Here is a 14466-nt window from a genome sequence, read left to right as displayed (position 1 = left end):
ACCTTATCTAAACTAGACCTCCTATGCGCATCATTTACCTATTTTTACTTCTCTCTTGGCCTGGCTTATTTTGGGCACAAAAGATTTCTCCAATTATCAATATGGAGCAAGAATCATTAATTGACTGTTTTTTGCTACTTGAACAACAAGCCTCTTTCCCAAATCTCCCCAAAAAAGGAAAAGCAGCTAAAGGGACTTATGTTTTTGCTCAATTACAAAAAGCAGCCTCCACACAAAAGCCTATTTTGGCCGAATTAGATCGTTTAGCCCTACAATACCAATCCTTTTTCTTAGTCAATGCTATTCGTGTTTGGGCCAAGGCTAGCGACTTGGAAACCTTAGCCCAACGAGCAGATATTGCCCGAATTTTACCCAACCCCAATATGCAAGCTAGTTTTCCAGTAGCCCAAGGCAATAAAAGCTATAGCAACTGGGGAATTGAACAAATACGCGCTCAATTGCTTTGGGCCCTTGGATTTAAAGGAGCTGGGGTAGTGGTCGCTGGCCAAGATACAGGCTACGACTGGGAGCACCCCGCCATCAACCGCCAATATAGAGGAACAGCCCAAGGCGATCACAACTATAATTGGCATGATGCCATCCATGAATCAAATCCCCTAAATAGCGATAGTGACAACCCCTGCGGATTTGACGCTAGCGCTCCCTGTGATGACCACTCTCATGGAACCCATACTGTAGGCACCATGACAGGCCTCGCCCCCAATGAAGAAATTGGCCTCGCCCCAGAGGCCCAATGGATCGGCTGCCGAAATATGGACCGAGGCTGGGGAAGCCCCGCCAGCTACCTAGAATGTTTCGAGTGGTTTTTGGCTCCTAGCAACCTTAACGGACAAGATGCAGACCCCAGCAAAGCCCCAGATGTTATCAACAACTCTTGGGGCTGCCCCCCTGTAGAAGGCTGTCATCCCGATAATTTTGCCCTGCTTCGCCAAGCCGTAATTAATCTAAAAGCCGCCGGGATTATGGTGGTCGTTTCCGCCGGAAATGAAGGACCTAGCTGTGGGAGTATTCAAACTCCAGCCGCTATTTTTGGCGAATCTTTTGTTGTAGCAGCCAGTAATGCAGATGATCAAGTGGCTGGATTTAGTAGCCGAGGCCCAGCCCTTACCCCTACCGAAGGCCGCCCCAAACCCGATATTAGCGCACCTGGTGTGAGTATTCGCTCTTCTGTGCTAAATGAAGGCTATAGCAGCTCTTCAGGAACCAGTATGGCTGGCCCTCATGTAGCTGGAGCCGTTGCCCTTCTACTCAGCGCAGCTCCCGAATTAAAGGGAGATGTAGAACGCATTGAAGAAATTTTGCGCCAATCAGCTCTTCCACTACCTGGCGAAAACTGTGGCGGCTTGACCGAAGATGCCCACCCAAATTTTACTGCTGGCTGGGGCCGCCTAGATATTTGGAGAGCACTCGCCTTGGTCCGCCCCAATTTGGTCTACCCCATTATGGAAGATAATGCCTACAAATTGAGTATCTTGCCTAACCCTAGCCAAGGAAAAATTATTGTATTATTGCCCAATAGCTATGATGAAGTAGAATACCGCCTCTTCAATTTGTTGGGCCAAGAGGTCGCTCAGGGAAATGCCCCACTTTTGGGCCGCAGTTTGCCCTTAGACTTCTCTAAAATCCCTCAAGGCAGCTACTTACTAAACATTTGGCCCAAAGGACGAAAAAGCGAACAGTTTTCTGCAAAACTGATTTTACAACACTAATACTTAGATTTTGGGGCCTCCGCAGCAAAGCTGCGGCGCTACGTTGCGGGGCTCGCTAATCGCTCGGCCCTGCGGCGGCAAGGCCGCCTTGGTCTGGCCTACGGCCCCCCCTCCACATCGCTAGGCCATTTTGGCCTTCGGCCAAGGCGGCTCCGCCGCCTAACAAAATATACCCATTGCACTCAACCACACTTTTATAAAGAACCACCAATTCACCACCTATGAGTATATTCACACATTGGAAAAAGCTCCTTTATCTCATTTTTGCCTTCAGCCTCATAGGCCTCATTTTGCTCTTTTCGGTCAATTATGCTATGCTGAGCTCGGCCAAATCGAAAACTTACCAAGAGGTCTCCAAAATAGAGGCTAGAGAAGTAGCCCTAGTTTTAGGTACCTCTCGCTCGGTCAATGGCCGTTATGAAAATCCCTTTTTTAGTCTGCGAATGAAAGCAGCAGCAGAACTTTATCATGCGGGTAAGGTCAAGCATTTTTTAGTGAGTGGCGACAATAGTAACCATAATTATAATGAGCCCAGAGATATGCGAGAAAAACTCGTTAAGTTGGGGGTTCCCGCCTCGGCTATTACAATGGATTTTGCGGGTTTGCGCACCTTAGACTCTGTTGTGCGGGCCAAAAAGATTTTCCAGCAGCAAAAGATTACCATTATTTCTCAGGGCTTTCATAATCCTAGGGCTTTGTGGATTGCTAGCGCTTGTGGAATAGATGCTATTGCCTATGATGCCGATTTTCCAAAATGGTCCAATAAAAAAGTGATTTACAGAGAATATTTGGCTCGTTTGGGCGCTTGGGTAGATTTATATATCTTGGGAACTGCGCCTAAATATTTGGGCGATCAAATAGATATTCAAGTTTAAAACCGCCCATAAAAAATGAAAGCTAAGTCATTAGTTGTAGCTAACTGGAAAATGAATAAATCTTATGTTCCAGGCATCATGCTCCTCAATCAAATTATTTCTGCCCTAGATCCTTTGCCAGAAGGACAAGAAATGGTTATTTGTCCCCCCTATATTCATTTGCAAACGGCACAAACCTTAACCAAGGACCGTTTTGATGTATATATTGGTGCTCAAAACTGCCATGTGCAAAAAGAGGGGGCTTACACAGGCGAAATTTCGGCCCCGATGTTAGCGGATTTGGATATAAAATATGTCATTTTGGGCCATTCTGAGCGCAGAAGAGATTTTGGAGAAAATGGAAAAATGCTCACAGCTAAGCTCAAGCAGGTTTTGCGTCAAAATTTGCAACCTATTTATTGTTTTGGAGAGCCTTTGCAAGTTCGTAAAGATGGGCAAGAACAGGCTTTTGTAGAGCAGCAATTGCAAGAGGTTTTGGGACAGCTAAGTCCTCAGCAAATGGAACAAGTTGTTTTGGCCTATGAGCCAATTTGGGCTATTGGAACGGGGCAAACGGCTAGTCCAGAAGAGGCCGAAGCCATGCATGCCTTTATTCGATCTTATTTGGCCAAAACCTTTTCGGAAGAATTAGCTCAAAAGATTACAATTTTGTATGGTGGAAGTTGTAAACCTAGTAATGCATCAGCGCTTTTTGCCCAGCCCAATATCAATGGGGCCTTAGTTGGCGGTGCATCTTTGAATGCTGATGACTTTTTGGCTATTGTAGAGGCAGGTAGAGAAAAGCTCTAAGCTCTATTTTTTAGCAGAAAGCCCTTGGCAAATATTTGCCAAGGGCTTTTTTTTTGTTTGGTCCGAAATTTTGCGGTGGACAGGCGGCGGAGCCGCCGCAGGCCTAGCTGCCTGTAGGGGTGGCCCGCAGGGCCAGACCGAGCCGCTGCAGGCGGCGAAGGGCCGAGCAGACCTGCGAGCTGCGCAATGGCCCGACCCGCCCGTAGGGTGGGGCAGCCCCAAAAATATATGTCTTTTATGAGATAAAAAATTTGCCCGAAGCGCTTATAAAAAACGAATAACTTACGTTAAGTAAAAATAAATCCCACAAACTGCTAATCCTGCCCTATTTTTGTGACTGCGATTGGCATTTGCCGAATTAACCCTAAACTGACTAAAAATGTTAAAATACCCGTACCATTTCATCCTTTTTTTAATGTTACTGCCTTTTTTGGGGCAGGCGCAAGTTACTCCTGCTGACTCGAACGCCTTAGTTCAATTTGCCAAAGCTTTTGGTGGAATTGATGCTAACAATGGGCCTATAGTAGGGAGCTGGAATAGTATTTCTTTTTTGCCGGCCAATGAAATTTGGGATCCGAACACCCCTGTATCTAATTGGCATGGTGTGCAGCTTAGTGCTGCTGGAGAAGTTGTTGTTATTGACTTAAATGGCTTGCCCTTGGTGATGCCTGTAACAGGAGGATATAGCTTAAATAACTTTGTTGCTTTAGAGCGTCTTTTTCTAGACAGCTGTAGTTTGACAGGTACTTTTCCCGCATCTATGTTTCAGGGGCTTAGTGCACCTTTAAGAGTTATAGACATCAGCAACAATCTACTTCTTTATGATAGTCTTTTTTATGATAATCATTTTTCGGGGCTTATTGACTTAGAGGAGTTGTATAGTCGTAATGCTTTTGGTACTCCAAGTCCGCTATTTTTCTTTTATCCTATTCGGGGACAAAACCTAAAATCACTGGACATTAGTGACAATGATTTTCGGGGACAGATTGATTTAAGCTCAGCCATGGCTAGTTTAGATACATTAAGAGCTAAGGATAATGCTTTTGAAGAGATTATCAACTCGGATAGTGCTCAAGATCTTCATTTTTTGCTCATTAGTAACAATGCTATGACCAATAGTGGGCATATTAAAGATCTTTTAGAAAACTGTCCTTTAACACGTTTGGAGGCTCGGTCTGCAATGAATACTGTAGTGGGAACTACTTACCCTTTTCCAGATCCTACGCCCAACTTTAAACCAGAAGACCTTCGCTTAGACCTTTCACAGAATAACTTTGATGGAACAGCGAACCTAGATAAATTGGTGGATCAGACGACTGCAACCTATATCGACTTATCTAATAATGAGTTGGATAGTATTTTCCCTTTACAAAATAATGTCAACCACTTAAAGTATTTGAACCTGTCTCATAATACGATTAGTTGTCGTCTAGATTATGATTTTCTAATGCCTTATCAAGGAATTGAGGAGTTGCATTTGAACAACAACGATTTTTATGGGCAGTTAAATGGTTTTCCAGATAATACGGCTGAACTTATGGAAGTGCTAAATCTTTCTAATAATCCTAGATTAGTTGGGACCTTTCCACTAGAAGATTTTTTGACCGCACAAGACCAGCCCGCTCCTCTTAGCAAATTTGATATTTCTAATTGTAACTTTAAAAAGCTTCAGCCAACCCCTGCAAATGCCAATGACTATAGTCAATTGAAACGCATTGCGGTTGAAGGCAACCGTTTTCATTTTGATGATTTGTTTAATTTAGTACGGGCTGTTAATGCTCCTCAATGGTTGGTTCATGATAATATTCCCATTCCAGTAACTACCCCCATTCTGCACTATATTCCGCCTTACTGGAATACTGGAGCTGGTGCTGGATTAGCCTTCGATACTTTAGACGCTTTCACTTATGGTTTTGGAGTAGATTCTGCTGGTGTAGGGGGTGTTCGCCGTAGAGGTATAGGAAAATATGTGGAAATTTCTACCCATATTGGCTTTGATCCTGATTTGGTTAATACTGTGCGTTGGTATAGAATGAAGGGGGTTAACCTAGAAAGTTTAGGTGGCTTAGCCTCTGATGGCACACCTCAGGGATTTGATAATACCATTTTTCCGACTAATGCCACCGATACTGGCTTTTTGGCCGGGCCTAGCATTGACCAACCCGATATTTTGAGAGTGGGTCCTTTAGATTCTGCGGCCCATTCTATATGGAAATATTTTGCCCAAGTTACTCATGATTCTTTTCCGCTCAAAACCTTCATTAGCCGCCCCAAGCGCCTTATTGTCGGCAACTGTTTTGATAGCTTAGGCGCTCCTATTAACTGCCAACAAATGCTTATACAGTTTCAAGATACGGTTTCGGCAGAAGAAAAATTAGCCCTCCGAGAAGAGCTAGGGGTTAGCCTTCTTGATTCTTGTGTTTGTGGCTCTATTGAGCTTTGGGAAATTAGTGATACTTCTAATCAGGTTCTAGTCGAAAACGTAGGACTAGGAACAAGAAATACAGCAAGTACAACGAGAAGAAAAACATCTCTTCTCAGTGCCGACCCCAATTACCAACTCCTCGGCCCAGGTGGTAGTGGCAGCTCTGCAGCCCCTAACTTTGCGCCCAGCCACCCCAATAACAATCCCGTTTTAGTGGGGATGATTGATGCGGGCATTGACTACAACAATACTAGCCTCAAAGAACGCATCTGGGTGAATACCGAAGATAATAACAATAATGGCATTGATGATGATGGCGATTGTGAGCCAGATAATGGCTGGGGCTGGAACTACCTAGACCGCAATGGCAATGTCTATGACGACCACGGACACGGAACCGCTGTCGCCTCTGTTCTAGGCGGCTTTTCTACTCCCAACATCATTCCCAATAGCAACAGCAATGACGATATTGCCATTGTGCCTTATAAATACACCGATGGAACAGGGGCCGGCTCTGTGTTTGAAGCCGCTTGCGCCCTTCGCCAGGCTACCGATTATGCCGATGTTCTCCCTTCTGGCGACACAGCCCGCATTCGCGTAGTCAATGCTAGCTGGGGCTATTATGGAGAACCCTGTATTTTATTGGAAAATACGATTAAGTATGCAGGCAGTAAAGAGCATTTGCTTTTGATCACCTCTGCTGGAAATGATGGTTATAATACGGCCAACGAAAAACATTGGCCCTCTAATTCTCCTTGGCAAGATGATCCACAAGAAACCTTTAATGACAATGTTTTAGCCGTGGCTTCTCTCAATCCCAACAACCCTGATTTCTTGGCCAGTTACTCTAATTATGGCGCTATGCACATCGATTTGGCCGCAAATGGCCAGGTAGAGGCCTTTGTTCCTGGCCAAACGACTATGCAAAGCCAATCGGGAACATCTTTCGCTGCACCTCAAGTAGCTCGTGCAGCGGCCCAACTCTTTGACGAATTTCCCGATGCCTCCGCCTGCGCTGTTCGTAATGCGCTTTTGTTGGCCGCTACAAAACTACAGTCAGACGATAGCCTGAAAATTAGCTCTGGCGGTCGCCTCAATTACCAAGACGCTCGCCAAATTCTATTCAATACCATTGATCGCCAAACTTGCTCCGATAACTATGTATTGAGCCAGGAACGCATCTATGATTCTGCCAACGAACAAGAACGCCTACTCTGGCTTTCACCTAACCCCAGCCAAGGCCAAATTCGCCTCGAAAGCCTAAATGGCCCACAAAATGTTCGCATTCTTAGCCTAGATGGAAAAGTCTGGCAACAACTAGAGGTTCAAACTAGCCTAAACCTAGACCTCTCAGCCCTGCCCGCAGGCATGTACCTGATCGAATCTCGCCAAAATGATCGCTTGCAGGTCCAAAAATGGATTAAGCAATAAAACTACACTTTCATTATTTTTTGGGGCCTCCGCCTCGCTGCGCTCGTCGGCGCTATGTTTCGGGGCTCGCAGGTCTGCTTGGCCCTTCGCCGCCTGCAGCGGCTCGGTCTGGCCCTGCGGGCCACCCCTACACAGCGCTAGGCCGCTCCCCCTATTCCCAAAACTTAACCTTTTGCTCCGGCCTAATGGCCCCAAGAAACTTCCCTAACTATGCTAAAAAAAAGCCTTTATCTCCTCCCCTTTCTCTTGCCCAATCTTTTACTAGCCCAAACAGCCGAAGAATATTTTGAGCAAGCCCAAACAGCTGAAACTCCAGCCGCAGCTCGCACACTTTATCAGCAAGCAGCCCAAAAATTTAAGGCCCAAGGCCAAACGGACCAATATCTACAGGCCCAAGCCGAATGGATCAGCAGCCAAATGGATGATTTAGGCTATGACAATAGCCGAAAACTATTGGAAATAGCCATAAAAGAGGGCCAAAATTTAGTTGGCATGCAAGGCCAAGGCATGGCCCTACTTCATAAATACCTAGGCTATACCTACTACTTTACAGATAATCTAATTGATGCTAGCACGGCCCTAGAAACAGCCCTAGCCCTAAGAGAAAAAACCAACCCCAATGATCCAGAGCTTTATCGAGATTACTTCAATCTAGGTACTGTTTACAACAGTACAGGAGCTAACCAAAGAGCTAATAAAAAACTAGAAAAAAGCTTAGCCCTTGCCCAACAATCCCAAGCGGCAAAACACATCATTTACCGTATTCAAATTGAACTCGCCAATAACACTAGCCATCTTTTGCAATACAAAAGAGGCCTACAACTACTAAGCGATATAGAACCCCAACTAGAAACATTAGAAATCACACCTAAAAATCAAGAACTTAAGGGCTTTTTCTACCAATCTAAGGCTAAATTGCTAGATGCTACTGCAGTAACTTCCTATGAACTTACTCAAGCACTTAGAGCAGAAAAAAAAGCCCTACAATTCTACCAAGCTTGCCAAGACCAAACTAATTCACTACACACCAAACTCTATATTGTAGAACGATACCAAAACATATACACCCTGAATAAGGACAAAAAACTGTTGGCTAAATGTATTCAGCTAATCAATGAGATTAACAGAGAAGAACTGAGTAATATCCAATTACTTAACTATTTCCGATCTGCTGTTTTTATCAGTTGTAATAGCCAAAACAGTCCTTTTCAGGCAGCGCAACTAGAACAAGACATCATCAAACTCATGGAATCGCCTCAGTTTACAGAATTAGATAAAAGTAATTTACTAATCTCCCTTGCAAACCTAGCCGCAGCTCAAAAAAATTGGAGGAAGGCAGAACAAAATCTAGATAAAGCGGCTCATACACTCCTAAAAGAAAAGGCTCAAGTAAAACCAAACATCAGCAAAAGCTGGCTAAGTGAAACACTTCATTTAAACCAACTCAGCGCTATTATCGCCCGAAAAATACACTTCTATCAAGAGCAATACAGCCAAGAAAAGGACAAAGCTCTTTTGTTGAAGAGCTTAGCCCTTATGGAAGTCTATGATGCAGCTATAGACAAAATTCGAAAAGATATCAATGAATCAGGTGGCCAAATGGCTTGGTCTAGCTTCTTAGTAGTAGATTATAGCTATGCGCTCAATGCCTGCTACATCTTGGGCCAAGAAGATCCTCAATACCTAGAAAAGGCCTTCTATTATTCAGAACGAGCCAAAAGCTTTTTGCTCTTACAGTCTTTTCAGGCAGCTAAAGCCAGACAAGAGGCGGGCTTGCCCCAGCAACTGCTCGAAAAAGAAGAGGGCTTCCGCCAAACAATTACCACCCTTAAACAAGATATTTTTCAATATAAACAAGCTGGACGCAGCAAGGAACAGGCCGCCCAAAAACTAGAAAAAGAACTGTTGGCCCAAGAATCAGCCTTTCGCAACTTCCAAAAAGAATTGCAAAAGGATTATCCTGCCTATTATCAAATGCAGTATGAGTTACCTATCCGCGACCTAAAGAGCTGCCAAGCGGCCTTGGCTCAAAATCAGGGACTGCTAGAGTTTTTTGTTGGAGAAGAATATACTTATAGCTTTGGCATCAAAAAGGACCAAATCCAGCTAAAACGCCATAAAATTAGCCGTGAAGGGCTAAGGAAACGCATCAAAAGCTACCGCAATAGCATTTATGGCCACTATTTGGGCCTAGGCAAAAAAACCGAAGAAAGCTATAAACAAGATGCTGAAGATTTTTGTGCCCAAGGATTTTCCTTTTATCAAGACTTAATTGCTCCTTTGGGCGAATTGCCCGAGCGGTTAATTATTGTACCTGCTGGAGCTTTGGCCACCTTGCCCTTTGAGCCCATGATTACCGCCAAAGTAGATCAACCCACAAACTACCAAACGCACCCTTATTTGGTTCAAAAACATGCGATTAGCTATAACTATTCAGCTACGCTTTGGCAAGAGATGAAGGAACGCAAAGGACCTAAAGCAAGCAAAGAACTTTTGGCTTTTGCGCCTGAGTTTGGACAAGGAGCAGCTTCTTTTGTGCGGGGCCGACGCTTTGCGCTTTCTCCGCTCACCTATAATAAGAGAGAGGTGGAAAGAGTCCGTGATATCTGGGGCCAGGGCGATATTTTTATGGGTCAAGAAGCTACTGAAGATAAATTCAAAGCGCTAGGCGAAGACTACAAAATTATTCACTTTGCTACGCATGGCATGGCCAATGACCAAGATCCAGATTTTTCACTTTTGGCCTTTACTGAAATTGCTGATAGCATAGAAAATGAGTTTTTGTATGTGAGCGATATTTACAATATGCAGCTCAAAGCCGATTTGGTGGTCCTTTCTGCCTGCGAAACGGCTTTAGGAGAACTGAATGAAGGCGAAGGCAGTATTTCTTTGGCCCGTAGCTTCTCTTATGCTGGGGCTAAAAGTATTTTCACCACCCTTTGGTCTGTAAATGACCAAGCTACATCTGCTTTGGTAGAAAACTTTTACTACAACCTCAAGCAGGGAATGCCTAAAGATAAGGCCCTACAAAAAGCAAAAACTATGTTTTTGGCCGCAGGCAACCATGAAACTTCGCATCCTTTTTTGTGGTCTCCTTATATTTTAATTGGCGATAGTCAGCCAATTAAAAGTCCATCTTCAATTTGGGGATACGGCCTAGGCGCTGCTGCAGTTCTTTTATTAGGCGGTGGTTTTCTTTGGTTTAGAAGAAGAAAAAAGCAAGAAGCCTAAACTGGTCCAGAAAGGCGCGAAGCGCCTTGGCCACAACAAACCCTTTAGGGGGCAGTTCGACGACCAAAGGGAGTAACCGATGTGCAGGCAGGGCTGGCTCAAAGGGCCGTCAGGCCCGCAGGCCTAGCGATGTGAAAGGGGGGCCGCAGGCCCGACCGAGTTTTGAGCGTAGCGAAAAACGAAGGGCCGAGCAGACCTGCGAGCCCTGAAACGTAGCGCCGCAAGGCGAAGCCGCAGCGGAGGCCCCAAAAAAACATAAAAAAAAGCCCAATACTTAGCGTACTGGGCTTTTCTTTATTTGAAGCTCAATTTACTTTTCTGATCTCGGAGGTGTTTGAGATATTCCTCCAATTCAATTTCATCGACAAAGAGGACATCTCGGGCTTTGGAGCCTTGGTTGGGCCCCACAATATTGGTATGTTCTAGCTGGTCCATGATACGGCCGGCGCGATTGTAGCCCAATTTGAGTCGTCTTTGGATCATGGAGGTAGAGCCAGATTGGTTGATGACGACCAGGCGAGCTGCATCCTCGAAAAACTCATCTAAATCGTGTAGCACTTGGCTAAGCTGATCGCCGCCATCGCCAGTTTCCTCGCCATAAGTGGGCAAATAGTAGGGTTCTGGATAGCCTGGTTGCTCGGCAATATGGTCAATAATTCGCTCGACTTCGGGAGTATCGACAAAGGCACATTGGAGGCGGAGCAAAGTAGAGCCCGAAGAAAGCAGCATATCTCCTCGACCGATGAGTTGTTCGGCCCCGCCAGCATCCAAGATCGTTCTGGAGTCAATTTTAGAGGCCACTTTAAAGGCCAAACGGGCGGGGAAGTTTGCCTTAATTACCCCTGTAATAATATTTACCGAGGGGCGCTGCGTGGCGATAATCAGGTGAATACCCACGGCTCGAGCTAGCTGTGCGAGGCGGCCAATAGGCAGCTCGACCTCTTTGCCTGCGGTCATGATTAGATCGGCAAATTCATCAATGACCAGAACGATAAAGGGTAAAAAGCGGTGGCCTTTTTCGGGATTGAGGCGGCGGGCCACAAATTTTGCATTATACTCATTGAGGTTACGCACTCTTGCTTTTTTGAGCAAATTATAGCGCTCATCCATTTCTACCGTTAGCGAGTAGAGAGTTTGAATCACCTGAGCGGTTTCCGTGACAATGGCTTCTTCTTCGCCAGGCAAATAGCCCAAAAAGTGCGAAGCGATGGCATTATAGGGGGAAAGCTCTACCTTTTTGGGGTCAATCAGGATGAGTTTAAGCTGAGAAGGATGCTTTTTATACAGCAAACTGGCAATGATGGTGTTAATCCCCACCGATTTACCTTGGCCCGTTGCCCCTGCGATCAGCAAGTGAGGCATTTTGGCCAAATCGGCTACAAAAACCTCATTTGAAATGGATTTCCCCAAAGCGATAGGCAGATCCATTTTGGCATTTTTAAATTTGGGCGAGGCCAAAACCTCTTTGAGCGAAACCACCTGTTTATTTCGGTTAGGCACCTCAATACCAATAGTTCCGCGGCCAGGAATAGGGGCAATAATCCGAATTCCTAAAGCGGCCAAACTTAAGGCAATATCATCCTCCAAGTTCTTAATTTTGGAAATGCGCACACCTGGAGCAGGCACAATTTCATAAAGAGTGACAGTGGGTCCAATCGTCGCCTTAATTTTAACGATTTCAATCTTATAATTGAGTAAAGTCTCAATAATTTGGTCCTTATTTGCCTCTAGTTCAGCTCGGTCGATAACGGGTTTTTGATCCTCATAGCTTTCGAGCAAATCTAAAACGGGGCTTTCATATCGAGGCAACTCCAAAGTAGGGTCATAAGGCTCAATATGATCCGAATTTTCCTCGGCAATAGCCACCTCTTGGGCCAACTTTTCCTGATCCGACAAAAGTTCTACATCCAGCTCTCCATCCGATTCGGCCTGTTCTTTCTTTTTGGCATCTAAGTCTAATTCCAACTGGTTTTCCGTCAGGCCTTTTACCCGCTCCTCCAATTCCTTACTCTTCGTTTTCTTCTCTGCTTTAGGCTCATCTGCAATGAATCCCTCTGCCCTTAGTCGTTGATCCTCTGTATGTTTAGGCAATTCGGCTTCTCGCTCCTCTTGAGTTCGAGGACGTAGGGTTTTAGGCTCTTCTTTTTCCTTGAGCGTTTCGTTTTCTTCTCCTGCCGCCTTCATATCTTTGGCGACTACCTTATTTTTAGGAAGTCGTTCGGCCTGAAACGGACTTTCGCCCTTGATAAAATTATTAAATACTCGGCTAAGGCTCTGTAAAACAGTTTTAGGCGCCAAACTCGACATAAAAAACTGGGGCGTCCATTCCTGAAAGTTGGGGTTGCGCAACCAAACTAAAATGATCAGGGCAATAAAAATGAGCATGCCCACAATGCCCGCTGTCCCTACAAAAGAAGAAAGAGAACCAATAATTAACGCGCCAAAACTCCCCCCCCAAGGAAACTGAGAACTGGCCGATTGGAAAATGAACTGCAGTAAACAACTGGTCCAAACCATACTGACCAAACCCCGACGATAAATTTTCAACATAGAGCGAATCCCCTGCCCCATGACCAAATTGTAGCCCGTTTTATAAAACAAGCCCACAAATACATAAGAGGAAATGCCAAAGCCCCAATAAAAGAAGCTATGCGAAAGCACCGCCCCCAAACGCCCAAGCCAGTTACTCATTTCTTGTGGACGCAACAGAATAGCCCAATAGGCTTTATCCCAATCTTGCTTCCAGGTAAACAGATAAGAAGTAAAGGCAATCAATAAATAGAGCGATATAAAAATGAGAAACAGCCCAATCATTTTAGGCCAGCGCTCATCTTTATAAAAATTCATGGAGATTTGTCCTCCCGACTTCTTTTTTTTCTTGGCGTTAGACATGCTTTTTGCTAAATGTTTTGCGAAACCCAAATTTAAGGAAAATTAGTAGCTTTGCCAGTCCTCTAGCAAGAAAAGCTCGTTTATCCCAATCAGCCTTGATTCCTCATTCCAAAAAGCGAAACAAAAGCCCAAAATTCTACGTTCCTAATACATTTAGCCTCCTCAATCTCCACCGCCTATGAAATTTCTCATCTACTTTTTTTGCCTCTTTGCTTCCCTGCCCGCATTTACCCAAAATGAAGAGACTCCTCCAAACTACAAACATGAGGTTGTTCTAGGTGGAGGCCTCCATAGCCAAGGCTATATGATAGGCGGAACCTATAGCCGCTTCTATAAACCCAATCGCTCTTTTTTAGGCCAAGCCCAATTTGCCTACATCAAGCACCCCAAAGAGCGACGAATGGATAACGATAATAATATTTCTGTCAGCAATTCTGGCCAAAGCCGCTATACCTTCGGCAAACAAAATAGCTTGTATAGCCTTCGCCTAGGGGCTGGCCAACGCTTTTTCCTTTCCGAAAGAAATAACCGACAATCACTCGCCCTCTCCTTTAGCTATACCGCCGGGGTCAACCTCGGCCTTCTCAAACCTTACTACTTAGACCTTATTTATCGCACCGTAAATGATGGCGTCATTATTCGCTCCGAACCCTACTCAGAAGAAAATCGATACAAATTTCTAGACCCTCTAGATATCAACGGCGCCTCTAGCTCCGCCCTAGGCTGGGATGAACTCCAAGGCCGAACAGGCCTCTACCTACAAGGCGCACTCTATTTTGATTTTGGCCCTAACGATGAAGTAGCCAAAGCCCTAGAAATTGGCGTTTCTGCCGACTATTTCTTCCAAGAAATGCCCATTATGCTCGAGCAACCCGATGAACGCCTCTTTGTCAATATTTTTCTACACCTTTATTTAGGTAAACGCTGGTAATTTGGGGCCTCCGCAGCTCCGCTGCGGCGCTACCTTTCGCAGCTCGCTGCTCGCTCGGCCCTGCGGCAGCAAAGCTGCCTGGGTCTGGCCTGACGGCCACTGCTGCAGATCGCTAGGCCATTTGCGGCTGCGCCGCACTGCGCCTTCGGCGCAGCCCAACAG

Annotated in this window: 7 protein-coding genes; 6 read left to right on the top strand and 1 reads right to left on the bottom strand. The window is 45.2% G+C overall.

Going from position 1 to position 14466, the window contains the following annotated elements:
- Positions 1-23: 23 nt before the first annotated feature.
- The 5 genes from PPO43_RS11450 to PPO43_RS11430 all read left to right on the top strand — a co-directional run bounded on the left by PPO43_RS11450 (position 24) and on the right by PPO43_RS11430 (position 10481).
- On the top strand, positions 24-1730 hold the full coding sequence (locus tag PPO43_RS11450) for a S8 family serine peptidase (RefSeq protein WP_272617884.1): 1707 nt from the start codon (positions 24-26) through the stop codon (positions 1728-1730).
- A 221-nt stretch (positions 1731-1951) separates the two neighbouring features.
- Positions 1952-2605 carry a SanA/YdcF family protein gene (locus PPO43_RS11445; protein WP_272617882.1) on the top strand — a complete coding sequence of 218 codons (654 nt, stop codon included), beginning with the start codon at positions 1952-1954 and terminating at the stop codon, positions 2603-2605.
- 15 nt (positions 2606-2620) lie between these two features.
- The gene (gene tpiA, locus PPO43_RS11440; RefSeq protein WP_272617880.1) at positions 2621-3394 is read left to right on the top strand and encodes a triose-phosphate isomerase; all 774 of its coding nucleotides are present in this window, start codon (positions 2621-2623) and stop codon (positions 3392-3394) included.
- 379 nt (positions 3395-3773) lie between these two features.
- Positions 3774-7250 (top strand): S8 family serine peptidase, encoded by a 3477-nt coding sequence (locus PPO43_RS11435; protein WP_272617879.1) that lies wholly within the window; start codon positions 3774-3776, stop codon positions 7248-7250.
- Between the two features lie 210 nt (positions 7251-7460).
- Positions 7461-10481 carry a CHAT domain-containing protein gene (locus PPO43_RS11430; RefSeq protein WP_272617877.1) on the top strand — a complete coding sequence of 1007 codons (3021 nt, stop codon included), beginning with the start codon at positions 7461-7463 and terminating at the stop codon, positions 10479-10481.
- A 294-nt stretch (positions 10482-10775) separates the two neighbouring features.
- Here PPO43_RS11430 and PPO43_RS11425 read toward each other — a convergent pair whose 3' ends face one another.
- Complete coding sequence (locus PPO43_RS11425; RefSeq protein ID WP_272617876.1) at positions 10776-13373, bottom strand: FtsK/SpoIIIE family DNA translocase; 2598 nt, start codon at positions 13371-13373, stop codon at positions 10776-10778.
- 178 nt (positions 13374-13551) lie between these two features.
- Here PPO43_RS11425 and PPO43_RS11420 point away from each other — a divergent pair, with 178 nt between their 5' ends.
- Positions 13552-14304, top strand: a complete 753-nt coding sequence (locus tag PPO43_RS11420; protein ID WP_272617874.1) for a hypothetical protein — start codon at positions 13552-13554, stop codon at positions 14302-14304.
- Positions 14305-14466: the final 162 nt, after the last annotated feature.

The organism is Saprospira sp. CCB-QB6 (genome assembly GCF_028464065.1).
Classification (GTDB): domain Bacteria; phylum Bacteroidota; class Bacteroidia; order Chitinophagales; family Saprospiraceae; genus Saprospira.
This window is presented reverse-complemented; position numbering and strand designations above follow the sequence as displayed.

Excerpts from the sequence above, each read along its gene's own strand:
- PPO43_RS11435 (WP_272617879.1), top strand. The coding sequence starts at position 3,774 with ATGTTAAAATACCCGTACCATTTCATCCTTTTTTTAATGTTACTGCCT.
- PPO43_RS11420 (WP_272617874.1), top strand. The coding sequence starts at position 13,552 with ATGAAATTTCTCATCTACTTTTTTTGCCTCTTTGCTTCCCTGCCCGCA.
- PPO43_RS11450 (WP_272617884.1), top strand. The coding sequence starts at position 24 with ATGCGCATCATTTACCTATTTTTACTTCTCTCTTGGCCTGGCTTATTT.
- PPO43_RS11445 (WP_272617882.1), top strand. The coding sequence starts at position 1,952 with ATGAGTATATTCACACATTGGAAAAAGCTCCTTTATCTCATTTTTGCC.
- PPO43_RS11430 (WP_272617877.1), top strand. The coding sequence starts at position 7,461 with ATGCTAAAAAAAAGCCTTTATCTCCTCCCCTTTCTCTTGCCCAATCTT.
- tpiA (WP_272617880.1), top strand. The coding sequence starts at position 2,621 with ATGAAAGCTAAGTCATTAGTTGTAGCTAACTGGAAAATGAATAAATCT.
- PPO43_RS11425 (WP_272617876.1), bottom strand. The coding sequence starts at position 13,373 with ATGTCTAACGCCAAGAAAAAAAAGAAGTCGGGAGGACAAATCTCCATG.